Below are 18,553 nucleotides of genomic sequence, written 5' to 3'. Positions count from 1 at the left end.
GGCATGAGCCAGCCCATCCTTCTGCGCCTCCCGCCAAGACCTCCCGGCGGAAAAACAAATCCACAAAAACAAAACCCGCCGAAAATATCGACGGGTTTGTCAGCAGTCTGACGGCATCCTCACGGATGCCGTTTTGCATTTGAGCAGTTCAGGCGGCGGTGTTCTCAGGCCGCGTCGTCGACCGCATCCTGGCCGGACACCGGCACGTAGTTGAGGACCGGGCCGAGCCAGCGCTCGATCTCCTCGATCGACATGCCCTTGCGCTTGGCATAGTCCTCGACCTGATCGCGCTCGACCTTCGCCACCCCGAAATAATAGGATGCCGGATGGCCGATATAGAGGCCGGAGACCGATGAGCCGGGCCACATCGCGTAGCTTTCCGTCAGAACGACGCCGGTCGCCTCTTCCGCGTCGAGCAACCGGAACAGCGTCGCCTTTTCCGTATGGTCGGGCTGGGCCGGATAACCCGGCGCCGGGCGGATGCCGTGATAGGCTTCGGTGATCAACTCTTCCGCGGAAAAATTCTCGTCCGGCGCGTAACCCCAGAATTCCTTGCGGACCTGCTCGTGCATGCATTCGGCGAAGGCTTCCGCGAAGCGGTCGGCGAGCGCCTTGACGAGGATCGATGAGTAATCGTCGTTCGCCCGCTCGAACCGCTCGGCGATCGCCACTTCCTCGATACCGGCCGTGACGACGAAACCGCCGACATAGTCGTCGAGACCTGTCGCAACCGGGGCGACGAAATCCGACAGCGCGACGTTCGGACGACCGTCCCGCTTCGAAAGCTGCTGACGCAGTGTGAAGAAGGTCGCCAGTTCCTCGTTGCGGCTTTCATCGGTGTAAACGCGGATGTCGTCACCGACCGCATTGGCCGGCCAGAAGCCGATCACCGCCCGCGGCCGGAACCATTTTTCGGCAATGATCTTGTCGAGCATCGCCTGCGCATCGGCATAGAGTTGGCGCGCCGCCTCGCCCTGTTTCTCGTCTTCGAGAATCGCCGGGAAACGGCCCTTCAGTTCCCAGGTCTGGAAGAACGGCGTCCAGTCGATATATTTCGCCAGTTCCGCCAGATCGTAGGTCTCGAACACTTTCGTTCCGGTGAATTGCGGCTTCTTGGGCCGGTAGGACGACCAGTCGACCTTCTCGGCATTGTCGCGTGCGCGGCCGATCGGCAGGCGGGTTTTTTCCGCTTCCGCGCGTGCGTGTGCCGCGGCAACCTTGGCATATTCCGCCTGCACCGTGCTGATATAGCTCGGCTTTCCGTCTTCGGACAGAAGCGCGGACACGACGCCGACCGCGCGGCTGGCATCGGTCACGTAGATCGCCTGGCCGCGATCATAGCGCGGATGGATCTTCACGGCCGTATGGACGCGGCTGGTCGTCGCCCCGCCGATCAGCAGTGGAATATCGAACCCCTGGCGCTCCATTTCCGACGCCACATGTACCATCTCGTCGAGCGACGGGGTGATCAAGCCGGAAAGCCCGATGATGTCGACCTTCTCGGCAATCGCCGTTTCCAGGATCTTCGTCGCCGGCACCATCACGCCGAGATCGATGATCTCGTAATTGTTGCAGGCGAGCACGACGCCGACGATGTTCTTGCCGATATCGTGGACGTCGCCCTTGACGGTCGCCATCAGCACCTTGCCGGCGGACTTTTTCTGATCGCCGCCATTGAGGCGCTTCTCCTCTTCCATATAGGGCAGAAGCACGGCGACGGCCTGCTTCATGACGCGGGCGGACTTCACCACCTGCGGCAGGAACATCTTTCCGGATCCGAACAAGTCGCCGACCACGTTCATGCCGGCCATCAGCGGACCCTCGATCACATGCAGAGGCCGCTCAGCATTCTGGCGCGCCTCCTCGGTATCGCCCTCGATGAACTCGTTGATGCCGTTGACGAGCGCATGCGAAAGGCGCTTCTCCACTGGCCATTCACGCCAGGCGAGGTCTCTCTCCTTGGCTTCCTTGGCCCCGGTTCCGCGATAACGCTCGGCGAGTTCGAGCATCCGTTCCGTCGCATCGTCGCGACGGTTGAGCACGACGTCCTCGCAGGCGTCGCGCAGTTCCGGATCGATGTTCTCGTAGATCGCCAGCTGGCCGGCATTGACGATGCCCATGTCCATGCCCGCCTGGATGGCGTGGTAGAGGAACACGGCATGCATCGCCTCACGCACCGGCTCGTTGCCGCGGAACGAGAAGGACAGGTTGGAGACACCGCCAGAGATATGCACCAGCGGCATGCGCTCGCGGATGGTCTTGGTCGCCTGGATGAAGGCGAGACCGTAGCTGTTATGCTCCTCGATACCCGTCGCCACCGCAAAGACGTTGGGGTCGAAGATGATGTCTTCCGGCGGGAAATCCGCCTCTTCGGTTAGGAGCTTGTAGGCGCGTTCGCAGATCGCCACCTTGCGCTCGTAGGTATCTGCCTGGCCCTGCTCGTCGAAGGCCATGACCACGACGGCAGCACCATAATTGCGCAGCAGCTTGGCCTGGGCGATAAATTTTTCCTCGCCCTCCTTCATGGAGATCGAGTTGACGACCGGCTTGCCCTGCACGCATTTCAGGCCCGCTTCCATGATCTCGAACTTCGAGGAGTCGAGCATGATCGGCACCCGAGCGATATCCGGCTCGGCGGCGATCAGGTTGACGAATTCGACCATCGCCCGCTGCGAGTCGATCAGGCCTTCGTCCATGTTGATGTCGATGACCGAAGCGCCGTTTTCCACCTGGTCGCGGGCAATGGCCAGCGCCGCGGTAAAATCGCCTGCGGTAATCAGTTTACGGAATTTCGCCGAACCGGTGACATTGGTGCGCTCGCCGACATTGACGAAGGGGATGTCCTTGGTGAACTCGAAGGGTTCCAGGCCCGCCAGCGACATGAACGGCCGGTGCTCAGGCACTTCGCGCGGCTTGTGCGGCGCCACCGCTTCGGCAATCGCGCGGATATGCTCCGGCGTCGAACCGCAGCAGCCGCCGACGACGTTGACCAGGCCTTCCGCCGCAAACCCTTCGATCTGGCGAGCCATGTCTTCCGGCGATTCGTCGTAGCCGCCGAACGAATTCGGCAGGCCGGCATTCGGATATGCGGAGATGAACGTGTCGGCGACGCCCGACAGTTCCTGCAGGTGCGGCCGCATCGCATCGGCGCCGAGCGCGCAGTTCAGCCCGACGGTGAAGGGCTTGGAATGACGGATGGAGGACCAGAAGGCCGACGGCGTCTGACCAGACAACGTGCGGCCGGAAAGGTCGGTGATCGTGCCCGAAATCATCACCGGCAGGCGGATGCCCTTTGCCTCGAACCGCTCGGCGCAGGCGAAGATCGCCGCCTTGGCGTTCAGCGTATCGAAGATCGTCTCGATCAGGATGATGTCGGCGCCGCCGTCGATCAGCCCGTCGAGCTGTTCACCATAGGCGAGCCGGAGATCATCGAATGTCACCGCCCGGTAACCGGGATTATTGACGTCGGGCGAGATCGAGGCCGTGCGATTGGTCGGGCCGATGGCGCCGGCGACGAAACGGCGACGACCGTCTTCCTTCTGCGCCCGAAATGCCGCGCGCTTCGCCAGCCGCGCGCCGTCGCGGTTGAGGTCGTAGACCGCGTTTTCCATCTGGTAGTCGGCCTGGGCGATACGGGTCGACGAGAACGTGTTGGTCTCGATGATGTCGGCGCCTGCCTTGGCATAACGGTAATGGATATCCTCGACCGCCTGCGGCTGCGACAGGATCAGGAGGTCGTTATTGCCCTGCTGATGGCAGGCGCAACCGGCAAACCGCTCACCGCGAAAATGCCCCTCGTCGAAACCGAGCCCCTGGATTTCGGTGCCCATCGCGCCATCGATGATCAGGATGCGCTCGCGCGCAGCCGCCTTGAGTGCCGCCAGAATCTCTGCGCCATCGCGAGCGGCGGCTTCGGCACCAAAGAGTTCGTCGAACATAGCACAGCCCTTCATCGTTTCGATTTCGTTCAATAACCGCATAAAGATATGTTTATGTCAATATATAACCTTCCAGAAGTGTCATATGAGTATGCGCGCAATAATCGATTTGATAAGAGCGATGACAGGCAACTCGCGGGGCGCTATAGGCGTTCTGATCCCACTGCCCCGCCACAGCGATTCCGAGGTTTTCATGAGCGACACGCGTCAGACAGAAGCCAACTGGGCGAGCCTTCCCTATCATCGTCGGTGGCTCCTGGATCAGGCGGACGGACTCTTTGATTTCTTTCAGGTCCGGGCAATGAACCCGAAGGGCGGCTTCTTTGATCTCGACGACCAGGGCTCACCGATTGGCGGCGCCAATCCGACCCGGGGCATTCATGCATCGGCGCGCATGGTCCACTGTTTTTCGATCGGCCATCTGCTTGGCCGGCCGGGCTCCGGCGATATCGTCGACCACGGCATGCGCACCCTCTGGGAGCGCCATCGCGACACGGAATATGGCGGCTATTTCTGGCAGGTCAATGATGACGGCGCGGCTGACGCCGCCAAGCAGGGTTACGGCCATGCCTTCGTGCTGCTCGCCGCCGCCTCCGCCAAGGTCATCGGCCATCCGCTCGCCGACCGCATGCTGGCCGACATTACCGAGGTCCTCGAAACCAGGTTCTGGGAACCGCGTCATGGCGCGATCGCGGAGGAGTTCAATCGTGACTGGTCACCGATCGATGGCGGCAGCTATCGCGGCCAGAACTCCAACATGCACCTGACCGAAGCGTTGATGGCAGCCTATGAGGCGACCGGCGAGACGGCCTATCTCGACAAGGCGACAAGCATCGCCGACCTCGTCATCCGCCGCTCTGCCGGCGGCGTCGGTTTCCGCGTCGCCGAACATTTCGATCCCGAATGGACGGTCGACAAGGACTATTACCATCCCGACGAGATGTTCCGCCCCGCCGGCACCACGCCCGGCCATTGGCTGGAATGGTCGCGCCTCCTGCTGCAGCTCTGGACGCTCGGGGATAAAAAGCACGGCTGGATGCCGGACGCGGCAAAATCGCTGTTCGTCCAGTCCATGTCACTGGGCTGGGACAGCCAAAGGGGCGGCTTCTTCTACACACTCGACTGGAGCGACAAGCCCGCCAAGACCAACAAGCTCTGGTGGCCGATGTGCGAGGCGGCCGGTGCCGCGCATTTCCTCAACGAGCACCTGCCGGCCGACAATTTCTACGAGGACAGCTATAGGCGGATCTGGGGCACGATCGCCAACCGCTTCATCGATCACAAAAACGGCGGCTGGCACGAGGAACTGACCGAGGACCTCGTCCCGGCCCACACTCTTTTCCCCGGCAAGGGCGATATCTACCACGCCCTGCAGGCCTGCCTCATCCCGCTCTTTCCGGCAAACGGCAGCCTGACGAAGGTCATCGTCGAGGCCGACGGCCGTATCTGAGGCTTTCGCGCCAATACCCAGAGCTGACGGAACCATATACGCCTGCGTCGGTTTCCGGTGTTACATCACGGATAACATCGGGATATCGCGACCATGCTCAACGTTCTCGCGGAGGAGTTTTCGCACGAGGCGCCCGTTGCGATCGAGGTGCTTCTGGTGAGGCTGGTCGGCGCCGCGTTTCTCTGCGGCCTGATCGGCCTCGAACGCGAATTTCGCAATAATTCCGCAGGTCTGCGTACCAACATGCTGATCGGCCTCGCATCTGCCGTCTTCACGCTGGTCGGCCTGCAGATCATGCATGAGTTCGGCAACCAGCCCAATACCGTCCGGATCGACCCGATCCGCCTCATCGAGGCCGTCACCGCCGGAATTGCCTTCCTTGCCGCCGGCGTCGTTTTCCAGATGCGCGGCGATGTAAAGGGCCTGACGACCGGCGCCAGCATGTGGCTGTCGGGTGCGATCGGGCTCTGCATCGGCCTCGGCATGTGGATCGTCGCAGTGGCCGCGACCAGCGCCGGCATCGTCATCCTGTGGCTGCTGCGCAAAACCGAGGTCGCAGTGGGCATGAAAGACGACGAATAACGGCTTAGTCGCAAAAGACGAATGCGGCTCAGCCCCCCGACCGTGGCGTCACCATAGACCGTATGCGGGTCGTCAGCAGCTCGTAATCGTAAGGCTTGGTGATCAGCGCCGTCTGGCCGAGCTCTTCCGATCCCGGCACGTTGCGGTCGCCGGTGGCAAAGATCACCGGCAGATCGGCAAGCGTTTCACGCAATTTCAAGGCAAGCTGCAAACCACTCATTTCCGGCAGATGCACATCGGTGACGAGGATGTCGATCGTCTGGCTGCCGCCTGCGGCAAGCGCCTCGGCTGCCGATCCCGCCTCGACCACGGTCATGCCGGCATCCTGCAGGAAATCCGCCGTCGAGATGCGGATCAGCGCCTCGTCCTCGACCAGCAGAACCGCGATCGGCAGATCCGGCGCCGATGGCTGCTCGACGGCCGGCTGAACCGAAATTATCTCGGGAGGACTTTCGGGCAAGCGCGGCGACGGAGCCTGCCGGCTCTGGTCGATCACCTGGCGGATTTTTCGGGCGAGTGCCTCCCGCGTATAGGGTTTGCTCAGCAGGTTGACCCCCGGATCGAGCCGTCCGCCGTGGACGATCGAATTTTCGGTATAACCCGAGGTGAACAGCACGCCGAGATGCGGCAGCCGCTCCTTGGCCCGCTTGGCGAGATCGCTGCTCTTCAACCGCCCCGGCATCACCACATCCGTGAACAGGCAGTCGATCGGCACGCCGCTTTCGACGATCGCAAGCCCGCTGTCGGCGTCCTTGGCCCGCAGGACCCGATAACCGAGTTCGGCGAGCAGGCTGACGGTGATTTCTCGCACCGCTTCGTCGTCCTCGACGACCAGGATCGTCTCATCGCCGCCCAAGGCCGCACCACTGGCATTTTCGCCGACCAAATCCTCTTCCTCCATCGATCGCGGAAGATATATCCGCACGGTGGTGCCGTTGCCCGGCTCGCTGTAGATCCTGATATGGCCGCCCGACTGTTTGACGAAGCCATAGACCATCGACAGGCCAAGCCCTGTCCCCTTGCCTTCCGGCTTGGTGGTGAAGAAGGGATCGAAGACCTTGTCCAGAATGTCGGCCGTCATGCCCGTACCCGTATCGGTGACCGCCAGCATCACATATTTCCCGACCTCCATGTCGAACGCGTGCCGCGCATATTCGTCGTCGAGATAGACATTGCCGAGTTCGATCGTCAGCTTGCCCTGCCCGTTCATCGCATCGCGTGCATTGATGGCGAGATTGAGGAGGGCGTTCTCGACATTGCTCGGATCGACCAACGTATTCCACAACCCGCTGCCAACAATCGTGTCGATCTCGATCGCTTCGCCGAGACTGCGCCTCAGAAGATGATCCATCTCGCGGATCAGGCGGCTCAGATTGATCACCTTCGGCGAAAGCGGCTGGCGGCGGCCGAAGGCGAGAAGCTGCGAGGCAAGCCGGGCGCCGCGCGACGCCCCTGCAAGCGCGCTGTTCAACCGTCTTTCGGCAACTTCATTGCCCGCGAACTCCCGCCCGAGAAGCTGGAGATTGCCGGTGATCACCTGCAGGAGATTGTTGAAATCGTGGGCGATGCCGCCGGCGAGATTGCCGATCGCCTCCATCTTCTGGCTTTGGCGAAGCACTTCCTGCGTCCGCTCGAGCTCGATCGTTCTTTCCTCGACTCGGTGGCCGAGGGTTTCGGCGAGGCTGGAAAGCTCCGATTCGGTCTGTTTCTGCTCGTCGATATCGGTATTGGTGGCGACCCAGAGGGTGATCTCGCCCTCGGCATTCTTGATCGGTACCGCGCGACTGATGAACCAGCGATAGACGCCGTCGTGGCGGCGCAGGCGGATCTCCGTCTCAAGACGACCCCCGACGCGGATCGCTTCTCCCCAGGCCGCAGCGATCCGGGGCGAATCGTCCGGATGCAGCATGTCGGAGCGGCGCTCCCTGTCGAAATAGAAGGATTCCAGGCCGCTATAGGTAAAGATCTGGTCGTTGCACCACTGCATCCGGCCATCCGGCGTCGCCGTCCACACATGCGTCGGCAATGACTGGGCAAGCGTCCGGAACCGGTCCTCGTTTTCGCGGGCAGCCTCCTGTGCGCGGCGAAGTTCCGTGACGTCCTGACCCTGCACGAAAATGCCGCTGACCATGCCGTCGCGATCACGGATCGGCTGGAAGACGAAATCGAGAAACCGCTCTTCCGGCTGAGCGTTTTCAGAGTGCTGGAGAACGACGCGCGCGCCATAGGCGCTATAGGGAGTACCCGTTCGGTAAACCTCGTCGAGAAGCTCGTAAAAACCCTGTCCGTCGATATCCGGCAGAGCCTCGCGCACCGTCTTGCCGATCAGGTCCTCACGCCCGACGATCGCCCGGTAGGACCTGTTGACGATCGAGAAAACATGCTCCGGGCCGCGCAGCACCGCCATGAAGCCGGGCGCCTGCTCGAACAGCATGCGCAGATATTCCCGCTCCTCGCCAAGCGCGACATTCTGCCCCTGGACGGCATCGGCCCGGCGCATCAGATCCGTATGAAACTGCAGGCCGGCGTCGCCCGCAGACCGGCTGCGCAGCAGGTGAAGTTCGGTCACATCCACGGTGTGCTGCAGGATAAAGATCAGCTGCCCCGCCTCGTCCTTGATCGGCGTATGGGTGGCGCTCCAATAACGATCCTCAAGCTCCCCGTCGGGGCCCGGGATCGGATAGGGAATGAGCGGAAGGTGATCCACCTCACCAGTGGAAAGGACCTTGGCCAAGGATTGGCGCAGCAGCCGGCCCGGGACGGACGCCGGCTCGCTCGGAAACGCATCGAACATGTTGCGGCCGAGAAGCTCTTGACGGCTACGCCCCGTCACCGCCAGATAGGCATCGTTCATCCCGACAAGCCGCAACTCCCGGTCGAGGATGACATAGGGGTTGGGTGCGAGATTGAACAACTGATTCAGATCGATTTCGGAAAGCTCCGTCAGTCTGAACATGCGCCGTCCCTGATGCCAAATGCATCATCAGGTTATAGAGTTTCCGCGATTGTTGACAATTGAAATCAGGCCCGCCCAGGAAATCACCCACGGGATTGTCGCGATCGCCAAAGGATACTGATGTCCCGGTTTGACGTCCGGTTTGGGCACCGGCCCTGGCGCGCATCATGCCGGATTACTTGATCCGGATACGCTGCTTTTCGATCGGTTGGACGAAGAGCCGGGCAACCTCGTCGGCCGGCATCGGCTTGCCGTAACGATAGCCCTGCCCCGCCTCGCAGCCCATCAGGCGAAGCGCCGCCTCCTGCTCCTCGGTCTCGATACCCTCGGCAATCGTCTTCAGCCCCAGTTCCTTGCTGAGCATGATTAGCGCCCGGGTGATGGCGGCGTCGCGCGGCTTGGTCAGGAGGTCCCGGACGAAGCCCATGTCGATCTTGAGCGTCGTCAGCGGATAGCGCTGCAGCGAACCGAGCGAAGCATAGCCCGTGCCGAAATCGTCGAAAGCAATGCCGACGCCGAGTTCGCTCAGCGCCTGAATTGACTCGAGCGACTGATCGTCGTCGTTGAGCGTGACCGTTTCGGTGATCTCGATCTCCAGGAGCCGCGGATCGAGAGCGTAGCGCGCGATCAGGTCGACGACGCTGCGCGCCAGATCGCCGGCCCGAACCTGCGCGGGGAACAGATTGACGCCCATCTTGATCGGCCGATAACCGGCTGCATTCCAGGCGGCCATCTGGCGACCCGCCTCGTCAAGCACCCACAAGCCGACGTCGAGCGCGATTGAACTCTGCTCCAGAGCCGGAAGGAAGGCGGCGGGCGGCAGGAGACCGCGTTCGGGATGCTGCCAGCGTATCAATGCTTCGACGCCGAACACCTCGCCGGTTTCGATGGTCACCTGCGGTTGATAATGCAGCACGAGCTCGTGCCTGTTCAAAGCCCGCAGCAATTCGTCCCGGAGCGTTCGCCTTGCCAGGGTCTCGTTGCGCATCGACTGTTCGAACATGCGCACGACGCGGCCGCCGGCCTGTTTGGCCCGATAGAGCGCGAAATCGGCGCTGGCGATCAGTTCCTCCGCATCCGAACCATGATTGGGAGCGAGCGAAAAACCGACGCTCGCCCCGACACGGAACGTGTGCCCGGCAACCTCGAACGGTATCTTGAAAGCCTCGATGACCGCATTTGCGGTCTTCTGGGCGATAAGGGGATCGCCTGTTCCGGGAATGAGAATGGCAAACTCGTCGCCGCCGAACCGGGATACGGTGACGTTACGGTCAAGAACCGCCGGCAATCTTACACCGATCGCCTGCAGCAGGGAGTCGCCGACGCCGTGCCCCAGCCGATCGTTGACGTCCTTGAAGCCGTCAAGATCGAAGAGCAGCACGGCAAGCGGCCGCTTGCGCGCCAGTTCCTCGCGCAGAAGGTCCTCGAAACGAGGCCGATTGCATAGGCCGGTGAGCGTATCCTGGCTTGCCAGCCTCAGGAGCCGGACGTCGCGGTCGCGGCGTTCGGATATGTCTTTGATGATGGCGCCCACGCCGACGCCGCGCTGATCGTGCCAGATCGAAAGGGCCATCTCGATCGGAAACTCCGTACCATCCTTGCGTCGGGCCGACACCTCGACGGTCTTGCCCTTGAGCTTGGAATTGCCGCCTGCGGCCACGCGCGCGAGACCGGCATTGTGGGCCGCGCGGAATCGCTCCGGCACGATGATATCGAGCGAGCCGCCGATCATCTCCTCCCGTCCGAAACCGAACATGTCGAGCGCCGCCTGGTTGACGAATTCAATCCGGCCGGTGGGATCGACGGTAACCAGCGAAAGATCGGTCGCATTCGCAAAGTTGGCAGCCGTCGCCTGCGGTATGCCCTCGCGACGCAATTCCATGTGCTCCATGACCATGGCCGCAAGGCCCGCGAGCGTCCGCCTTTCCCGCTCGGAAAAGCTTTCGCGCACCTGCGTGTCGGCGATGCACAGCGCTCCGATCCGAAAACCGTCCGGCGAGACCAGCGGCGCTCCGGCGTAAAACCGGATGAAGGGTTCGCCGGTGACGATCGGCAGGCTGGAGAACCGTGCGTCGTGCCGCGCGTCGGACACCACGAGAACATCATCCGTGCGGATCGTGTGATCGCAAAAGGATTCGGATCGGTGGGTCTCCTCGATATCGAGACCGGAACAGGCTTTGAACCATTGCCGATCCTCTTCGATCAGCGTCACGAAAGCCATGCGCGTGGAAAAAAGCTCCGAGGCAAAACGGCAGATGCGATCAAAACGGTTTTCGGGCCCGGAACCCGCAATACGGTAACTTGCCAGAGCGTCGAGCCGTCTGCGCTCTGCAATATCGATGCTGTCGACGTGGGACATCTCTGCTCCGGAGGCGGGCGGTAGTACCGCACCATAGAAATCCATCCATTAGAGAAAGCATAACGAGGTGCCCCCAAGAAATGAATGGTGTTTGGCCGGGGCCTCACCCGTTTAACGGGATGGAAGAGAGCTTTTTCGACTTAAAATGAAAAACCTTCCGGATTTGCACCCGGAAGGTCGTTTCGATTAGGCACAGTGCCCGGAAATGGAACAACTTATAGGGGAAGGTAGTAACGGCCCCGCTCGTCGCGCTCCAGTCCCCTGGAGCGGAAGGTGTCGAGTTCGCGGACGACTTCGCGACCGTCGCGACTGCCGACCGCCGCCATCAGCTCCTCGAAATGCTTTGCGCCGTCCTTCAGAGCCGCTTCGAGCGAGGGGAAACGCTTGCCGGGATAGGACGGGGCCTGCGGCGTGACGAGTTCCCAGTTCTGGGCATGCTGCATCGGCCAGGTGAGATCGTAGCCGGCCTTGGCACCGGAACGGGAGCCGTGAAGCGACGGATCGAGCGGCGACAGCCGAACACCGGTTGCGATCACCAGATCCCGGTCGGCCTGGAAACGGGTGCCGAACGCCCATTCCATCTGGCTGTCGTCGAAAATGTCGATATCCGGATCGACGACGAAGACGTTCTTGACGCCGACGGCGCCGAGAACGGCGTAGAGCGCCGAACGGGCCTCGCCCGGATAGGTCTGGCGGATCGAGAAGCGCATGCTCATCGATCCACCGGCGGCGACCGGCGCGTAGACGGCAACCGGCTGGCGCACCACCTCGCCGAGCGTCTTCCAGACGTTCATCTCCATGCGCAGCGCCTCGAGGTTGGACGTATCGGTGAAGTCCATGCGATTGCCGGAGATGGTCGCCGTCTGGAACAGCGCATCCTTGCGATGGGTGATCGCGGTCACATGGAAGACCGGGTTGGTCTTCACGACGCCGTAGTAGCCAAGATATTCGCCATACGGGCCTTCCTTCTCCACATAGCCGCGCTCATCGAAATAACCTTCGATGACCATTTCCGCATCGGCCGGGACCATGATGTCGCTGGTCACGCATTTGACGACCGGCAGCGGCGCGCCGCGGAGCGACGAGATCAGCTCCAGCTCGTCGACCGGTTCCTTCATGGTGGCGGACACCATGTCGATCGGGTGGCAGCCGACCACATAGGCAACATTCAGCCGCTCGCCGCGCCCGGACGCGGCCATGTACATGACGCGCAGGTCGCTCGGCGCGATCAGGTCGACGCCGGCTTCCTGCGGGCCGCGCAGCATCAGCCGGCGCATGCCGCAATTGTAGCGGCCGTCCTTCGGGTCGATCGTGTAGTCGATCGTCGCGGAAATGTAGGGCGCGCCGTCGAGCGCGTGCTGCACGTGGACCGGCAGCTTGAGGAGATCGGCATCAGCGCCTGTCAACACGCCCTGCTGCACGGGCGCTTCGCCACCGGAAAGCTTCACCAGTTCCGGCTTCAGCGACAGGCGGCGGCGCATCTCGAGCGCCACCTCGCCGGCCGGCACGCCGAAAGCCTTGGCGAGACGGGAACGGCTTCCGACCACGTTGCCGACCAATTGCTGGCCTTCCGGGCCGGTATTCTTGAACCAGACGGCCTTCGGGTTGTTCTGCAGGATCGCCGCGACATCGGCCAGATCGACCTTCTCCTCACGGATATCGAGCTCGTCCGCGCTCAGGCTCTCGACGAAATTCTTCAACCGGAAACGGTCGAGATCAAGTGCGGCGGCGGATTGAGTTGTCGTATTGACGGTCATTTTGTCCTCTCCCGAAAACGCGTTTCTGCGTGGGATGTTTTCTAGCCAGAACAGTTGATTAAATCAAATATAATTATACAATGTTGTATCAGGTCGCATCGGGGAGGTGTGATCGGCCAGCGTCGACTGCAAGACCGGGTCATCCATGGGAGGGAATTCATGCAGACTATCACACGTCGTTTCGTGCTTGCCGCATCGGTCGCCGTTGCCGGCAGCGCCTTCGGGCTTTCGCCGGCCGCGGCCCAGGCGAATTACCCAAATCAGACCATCAGCATGATCTGTGCGTTCCCGGCAGGCAGCGGCGCCGACGTCATCGTCCGCTTTTTCGCCGAAAAGATCGCCAAGGTTTCGGGCGCCACCATCATCGTCGAAAACAAGCCCGGCGCCGGCGGCAATATAGCCGGCCAGTACGTCACGCGCTCCAAGCCGGACGGCTATACGATCTTCTTCCATACCGGCAGCGCCGTTGCCGGCAACATGCACATGTTCAAGACGCCGCCCTTCGACGTGGTGAAGGACCTGCAGGTCGCAGCCACCGTCAACAAGCAGCCGCACATGATCGCCGTTCCGGTATCGAGCCCGATCAAGACCATGAAGGAACTGACCGAATACCTGAAGAAGGAAGGCTCCAACGCGAGCTACGCCATCAACAACACGTCGGGCAAGGTTCTCGCCGCCATCTACAAGCAGGAAGCCGGCCTCGACACGGTTGAAGTCGCCTACAAGAGCAGCGCCGATTCGATGAACGACATTTTGAGCGGTGCGATGGCCTTCGCCGCCCAGGATCCGGTCTTCTCCCTGTCGCAGCTTCGCGAAGGCCGCTACCGCCTGCTGGCGGTCAGTTCCGCCAAGCGCATTCCGGGCGCTCCCGACGTTCCGACCATGACGGAATCCGGCTACCCGATGGACCAGGTCGGCTGGTTCGCGATGATGGTCCCCTCGGCGACACCGAAGGATATCGTCGACAAGATCAATGGCTGGACCAGGCAGGTTCTCGCCCAGGAAGACGTCAAGAAATTCGTGACCGACCAGGGCGGCGACGTGTTCGTCTCGACACCGGAAGAAGGCCAGGAATACCTGAAGAAGGAAGTAGCGGCCTGGGCCGACTACGTCAAAATCGCCAATATCCCGCAACAGTGAGGAATCGGACCTCCGGCTCTGCCCCCACGGCACCGCTTCCGACCTGCGCGGGCACCCGCCCGCGATTTCACACCGGACATAAGAAACCACGCAAAACTATATGTTTTTTAGGTCACGACGGTTTCCGCCGTTGGACGCCGCATCCGCGCTCATGCTAGAACCAGTTTAAGGACAGGCTGTCAGGTTTCATATGCACAAGGGAATGGGGTTCCTCCTGCAGACGATCGGCTTCGGATAAGCATCATGGCTTCCAAGACGTTCGCCGAAAAGAAGGATGACTATATTCAGTCTTTCTTGAGCCGTCGGTTTTCAGCCGCGGAAGTCTATTTTATTGCGACCATCTGCGTGCTGGTTGCGTTTGCGCTGCGCTTCTCGCTGCACGGCGTTCTTGACGACAAGGCGCCCTTCACATTCTTCATTCCGCCGATCCTCGTTGCCGCCCTTATCGGCGGCATGCGGGCCTCGCTTTTCACCGTGCTGCTTTCTGTTCTGGCAGCCTACGTGATCAAGGAGCTGACGCCGCGGGGGGCCAATTTCACGGAAATGGCGATGATCGGCATCGTCGGCGTGGTGATCGCGCTGCTCGGCGAAATACTTCACTCTGCCCGCAAGGCGATCGGAAAAGCCCAGGCGAAGGCCGACTCCCGCGAAGCGCATCTTCGCTCCGTGCTCGACACGGTTCTCGATGCCAGCATCGTCAGCACAAGGGACGGCACGATCGTCTCCTTCAATGCCGCAGCAATCCGCCAGTTCGGCTATAGCGAGGATGAGGTGGTCGGCCAGAACCTGCGCATGCTGATGCCGGAACCCTACCACCGCGAACACGACGGCTACATGGAAAGGTATCTGAGGACTGGTGAAAGGCGGATCATCGGCATGGACCGCGTGGTCGTCGGACGACGCAAGGACGGCTCGACCTTCCCGATGAAGCTTGCAGTCGGAGAGACCCATACGGGCGGAGAAACCTTCTTCACCGGCTTCGTGCGGGACCTGACCGAACGCGAGGAATCGGCTGCACGCCTGCAGGAGATCCAGGGGGAACTCGCGCGCCTCGCCCGCCTCAACGAAATGGGCGAAATGGCATCCACCCTCGCCCACGAACTGAACCAGCCGCTCTCGGCGATTGCCAATTATGTGCACGGCTGCGCGCGCCTTCTGCGCGACATGGACGAAGCCGTCGCGGTGCGCATGCGCGAAGCTTTGGAAGAGACGGCGCATCAGTCGCTCCGGGCCGGCCAGATCATAAAGCATCTCAGGGAATTCGTGACCAAGGGCGAGACGGAAAAGGCGCCGGAGAACATCCGCCGTCTGGTCGAGGAAGCCGGCGCTCTGGCGTTGGTCGGCTCGCGCGAAAAAGGCGTCCGCGCGATCTTCGAATTCGCGCAAGGGCCGGAAATGGTCACCGTCGACCGCATCCAGGTTCAGCAGGTGCTCACCAACCTGATGCGCAACGCCATCGAGGCGATGCGCGACAGCCAGCGGCGGGAACTGGTCATCCGCACGCTCCAGGAAAACGAAGACATGATCCAGGTGATCGTCCAGGATACCGGCCCCGGCATTCCCGAAGAGATCGCCGGGCAGCTTTTCAAACCCTTCATCACCACCAAGGCCGGCGGCATGGGGATAGGGCTTTCGATTTCCAAGCGCATCGTCGAAGCGCATGGCGGCGAGATGACGGTGACGCGCAACGCGGCCGGAGGAGCGACGTTCCGTTTCACACTCCCGATCGACAAGGAGGAACGCGAAAATGCAGACGGGTGACTACACGATCCATATCGTCGACGACGAAGAGCCGGTCAGAAAGTCCCTCGCCTTCATGCTGACCATGAATGGCTTTGCCGTGCGCATGCATGAAACCGCCTCGTCTTTCCTGCAGTTCGCGCCGAGCGTCAGGAACGGTGTTTTGGTCACCGACCTCAGGATGCCGGATATGACCGGCGTCGAGCTGATCCGCAAGCTGACCTCCAGCCGCGCCGGCATTCCGTCGATCGTCATCACCGGCCATGGCGACGTGCCGATGGCAGTGGAGGCGATGAAGGCGGGCGCCATCGACTTCATCGAAAAACCTTTTGGGGACACGGTCATCATCGAAGCGATCCAGCGGGCCGCCGAGCTGCTGTCGGACAAAACGCTCGATACCGACGACCTGGCCGAGGTTCAGACACGGCTTGAAAGCCTGAGCGATCGGGAGAGGCAGGTGTTGGCCGCCGTGGTTGCCGGTCTGCCGAACAAGTCGATCGCCTACGATCTCGACATAAGCCCCCGCACCGTCGAGGTGCATCGCGCCAACGTCATGAGCAAGATGAAGGCGAAAAGCTTGCCACAGCTCGTTCGCATGGCAATGGCTGCCGGTTTCGGTCCCAATTGATGGCCCCTAAAATTTATTGAAACTTTCTTGATCTATCGCAAAGCGCAGGTCCCCCCGCAGGCACTAGATGTCTCCCTTCAGCAGCTCTCCGGCTGCCCCACCCGCGCGGGAAATTCGGTGTTATCACAAGCGAGAACCATAATTGTCATCGCGCCCGATCTCGGTCTCAGGCAGTCGTTGACATTCGCACTGGAGGTGGAGGGCTATCACGTCGAGGCTCACGAATCCTGGCGCAAAGGCACCATCACCGCCGGCCAGACGCTTTGCATGATCATCGACGATCAGGTGCTGCGTGCTTCGAGCGACGCGCTGCAGCGTCTGCTCCAGTCGGGCGAGGCCGTGATCCTGCTTACCGACGGCATGTCTCCGTCCATCGAAGACGAGCTCGGCCCGATCCAGAGCCTCACCAAACCGTTCAACGGGGCCGATCTCCTGGGTCTCGTCAAGGACCTTGCGCTGACAGCCTGAGCCGCGTTGGCTGCCGTTTTCCCGCCTGCCCTACGTAAATCCCCCTAGTGATACAACCCAATTTTCCCCCTGCACGTCTTCTGGCATCTTGAGACTACAGCAAGGGGAGACGTGAAGATGCACACCGCAGCCGCTCATGCCACGAAATTGGAGCTCACCAAGAGCCAGATCGTGATCGCACCCCAGACCGCGGGTCTCTTCCGGGCCAATTCTGTGACGACCTTCAATGCCGGCGCGGAAATCTATGCCCCCGGCGACAAGGCAGGAACATTCTATCACGTCGAATTCGGCGCCGTGCGGATCCACCGCCTGTTGTCGGACGGAAGGAGGCAGGTCATTGCCTTCCATCTGGCCGGAGAAACTTTCGGGTTCGAGGCTGACCGGACCCATAGTTTCTTCGCCGAAGCCATCGCTCCGACCGGGCTGCGCGCCATCAGCCGCGCCGCCAACGACCAGGCCTTGCCGGAACTGCTTTCTCTGGCGCTGCGCGGCATGCTGCGCGCCCAGGAACATATCATGATGATCGGCCGCCAGACGGCGGTGGAACGGATCGCCGGTTTTCTCGTCGACATGGCGGAACGCCAGGGCGGGCTCGAACATTTCGACATACCCATGACCCGGCTTGATATAGCCGACTATTTAGGCCTGACGATCGAAACGGTGTCGCGCGTTTTCGCAAAACTCCGTGCGGCCGGCCTTATCAAACTGCGGAGCATTCGTTGCATCGAAATCAAGAAGCACGAAGCACTCCGCAGCCTCTGCGCATGACAGTGAATGAAAGTGCATAGCAGTGCATGAGCGGACGGTGGCGGCCGTCCGCTGACCATGGAAGTGCATATCTCCTCAATTTCGTAACATCCTCCCTCACTGCTAAGCGGCAGGTCATCGTCCCCCGGCGACCTGCCGCAAAGTCGTGCCTGCCGACCGGTAGACACCTGAGCATCAGTCCCGCGCCACTTCCAATTCATCGAGCAAAGCGCGCATATGCCGGACGATCTCGCTGCTCGTCTCATGGGAAACAGGCGCCTGGAAACCGAAGGCAATCGCACGTTCGTCCTTGCTTTCGACAGGCCGCCGGCAGGAGCTGTGGACCTCGTGCACGCCGGTTTCGCGCACCACCCGTTCGACGGTCGTCAGATTGATGCCGCCGCCGGGCATGATCGACACCCTGTCTGCCGCCCGCTCGACAAGCATCTTCAACATCTCGACGCCGTCAGGGCCGCTGACTTTGAGGCCGGAGGTCAGGACACGCTCGACGCAGAGATCGATCGCCTGTTCGAGTGCTTCAAACGGATCGGGCACCAGATCGAAGGCGCGGTGAAGCGTTACGCCCAACCCTTGCGCATGCGTCATCAGCCGCTTGAGCACGGCCATGTCGAGCGTCATGTCCGGGCGGCTTGCGCCGATCACGACACCCGCAAGCCCCGCCGCCCGCACCCCATCGATATCGGCCATCATCGCCGCCTCGTTGTCGGCGTCGTAGACGAAACTGCCGGCGCGGGGCCGGATGATCGCGTAGACCGGGATCGGCGCCT

The 18,553-nt window shown here is 61.7% G+C and carries 12 protein-coding genes; 7 read left to right on the top strand and 5 right to left on the bottom strand.

Annotated elements, in window-relative coordinates; translation table 11 throughout:
• Positions 1-164: 164 nt before the first annotated feature.
• Positions 165-3,938: a methionine synthase gene (gene metH / locus MOV61_RS20175; protein ID WP_247137837.1), complete on the bottom strand. Its 3,774-nt coding sequence runs from the start codon at positions 3,936-3,938 to the stop codon at positions 165-167.
• Positions 3,939-4,131: 193 nt separating this feature from the next.
• Between metH and MOV61_RS20170 the strand changes: the two genes are divergently transcribed.
• Positions 4,132-5,388, top strand: coding sequence for an AGE family epimerase/isomerase (locus tag MOV61_RS20170; RefSeq protein ID WP_247137836.1), 1,257 nt, complete (start codon positions 4,132-4,134; stop codon positions 5,386-5,388).
• A 93-nt stretch (positions 5,389-5,481) separates the two neighbouring features.
• Positions 5,482-5,970 carry an MgtC/SapB family protein gene (locus MOV61_RS20165; protein ID WP_247137835.1) on the top strand — a complete coding sequence of 163 codons (489 nt, stop codon included), beginning with the start codon at positions 5,482-5,484 and terminating at the stop codon, positions 5,968-5,970.
• Positions 5,971-5,998: 28 nt separating this feature from the next.
• On the opposite strand, the gene MOV61_RS20160 is transcribed toward MOV61_RS20165, so the two are convergent.
• The 3 genes from MOV61_RS20160 to MOV61_RS20150 all read right to left on the bottom strand — a co-directional run bounded on the left by MOV61_RS20160 (position 5,999) and on the right by MOV61_RS20150 (position 13,042).
• Positions 5,999-8,926 (bottom strand): PAS domain-containing protein, encoded by a 2,928-nt coding sequence (locus tag MOV61_RS20160; protein ID WP_247137834.1) that lies wholly within the window; start codon positions 8,924-8,926, stop codon positions 5,999-6,001.
• Positions 8,927-9,101: 175 nt separating this feature from the next.
• Positions 9,102-11,285: a bifunctional diguanylate cyclase/phosphodiesterase gene (locus tag MOV61_RS20155; protein WP_247137833.1), complete on the bottom strand. Its 2,184-nt coding sequence runs from the start codon at positions 11,283-11,285 to the stop codon at positions 9,102-9,104.
• A gap of 215 nt (positions 11,286-11,500) precedes the next feature.
• Complete coding sequence (locus MOV61_RS20150; protein WP_247137832.1) at positions 11,501-13,042, bottom strand: UbiD family decarboxylase; 1,542 nt, start codon at positions 13,040-13,042, stop codon at positions 11,501-11,503.
• 159 nt (positions 13,043-13,201) lie between these two features.
• Between MOV61_RS20150 and MOV61_RS20145 the strand changes: the two genes are divergently transcribed.
• The 5 genes from MOV61_RS20145 (at position 13,202) to MOV61_RS20125 (ending at position 17,786) form a co-directional block, all read left to right on the top strand.
• The gene (locus tag MOV61_RS20145; RefSeq protein ID WP_247137831.1) at positions 13,202-14,182 is read left to right on the top strand and encodes a tripartite tricarboxylate transporter substrate binding protein; all 981 of its coding nucleotides are present in this window, start codon (positions 13,202-13,204) and stop codon (positions 14,180-14,182) included.
• Positions 14,183-14,425: 243 nt separating this feature from the next.
• The gene (locus MOV61_RS20140; protein ID WP_038543626.1) at positions 14,426-15,943 is read left to right on the top strand and encodes a PAS domain-containing sensor histidine kinase; all 1,518 of its coding nucleotides are present in this window, start codon (positions 14,426-14,428) and stop codon (positions 15,941-15,943) included.
• A complete protein-coding gene (fixJ, locus tag MOV61_RS20135; RefSeq protein WP_038543629.1) occupies positions 15,930-16,550 on the top strand; it encodes a response regulator FixJ in 621 nt (206 codons plus the stop codon). Before MOV61_RS20140 ends, fixJ begins: the two co-directional genes overlap by 14 nt.
• A gap of 117 nt (positions 16,551-16,667) precedes the next feature.
• Positions 16,668-17,018 carry a hypothetical protein gene (locus MOV61_RS20130; protein WP_038549318.1) on the top strand — a complete coding sequence of 117 codons (351 nt, stop codon included), beginning with the start codon at positions 16,668-16,670 and terminating at the stop codon, positions 17,016-17,018.
• A 117-nt stretch (positions 17,019-17,135) separates the two neighbouring features.
• Positions 17,136-17,786, top strand: a complete 651-nt coding sequence (locus MOV61_RS20125; protein WP_247137830.1) for a helix-turn-helix domain-containing protein — start codon at positions 17,136-17,138, stop codon at positions 17,784-17,786.
• A 174-nt stretch (positions 17,787-17,960) separates the two neighbouring features.
• On the opposite strand, the gene MOV61_RS20120 is transcribed toward MOV61_RS20125, so the two are convergent.
• A partial coding sequence (locus tag MOV61_RS20120) for a copper homeostasis protein CutC (protein WP_247137829.1) occupies positions 17,961-18,553 on the bottom strand: 593 nt, incomplete at its 5' end.

The sequence above is a fragment of the Neorhizobium sp. BETTINA12A genome, assembly GCF_023006485.1.
Classification (GTDB): domain Bacteria; phylum Pseudomonadota; class Alphaproteobacteria; order Rhizobiales; family Rhizobiaceae; genus Neorhizobium.
This window is presented reverse-complemented; position numbering and strand designations above follow the sequence as displayed.

What these genes read in the sequence shown, in the direction of transcription:
- MOV61_RS20150 (WP_247137832.1), bottom strand. Translation starts at nt 13,042, where the DNA reads ATGACCGTCAATACGACAACTCAATCCGCCGCCGCACTTGATCTCGAC.
- MOV61_RS20170 (WP_247137836.1), top strand. Translation starts at nt 4,132, where the DNA reads ATGAGCGACACGCGTCAGACAGAAGCCAACTGGGCGAGCCTTCCCTAT.
- MOV61_RS20145 (WP_247137831.1), top strand. Translation starts at nt 13,202, where the DNA reads ATGCAGACTATCACACGTCGTTTCGTGCTTGCCGCATCGGTCGCCGTT.
- MOV61_RS20125 (WP_247137830.1), top strand. Translation starts at nt 17,136, where the DNA reads ATGCACACCGCAGCCGCTCATGCCACGAAATTGGAGCTCACCAAGAGC.
- metH (WP_247137837.1), bottom strand. Translation starts at nt 3,938, where the DNA reads ATGTTCGACGAACTCTTTGGTGCCGAAGCCGCCGCTCGCGATGGCGCA.
- fixJ (WP_038543629.1), top strand. Translation starts at nt 15,930, where the DNA reads ATGCAGACGGGTGACTACACGATCCATATCGTCGACGACGAAGAGCCG.
- MOV61_RS20165 (WP_247137835.1), top strand. Translation starts at nt 5,482, where the DNA reads ATGCTCAACGTTCTCGCGGAGGAGTTTTCGCACGAGGCGCCCGTTGCG.
- MOV61_RS20140 (WP_038543626.1), top strand. Translation starts at nt 14,426, where the DNA reads ATGGCTTCCAAGACGTTCGCCGAAAAGAAGGATGACTATATTCAGTCT.
- MOV61_RS20155 (WP_247137833.1), bottom strand. Translation starts at nt 11,285, where the DNA reads ATGTCCCACGTCGACAGCATCGATATTGCAGAGCGCAGACGGCTCGAC.
- MOV61_RS20160 (WP_247137834.1), bottom strand. Translation starts at nt 8,926, where the DNA reads ATGTTCAGACTGACGGAGCTTTCCGAAATCGATCTGAATCAGTTGTTC.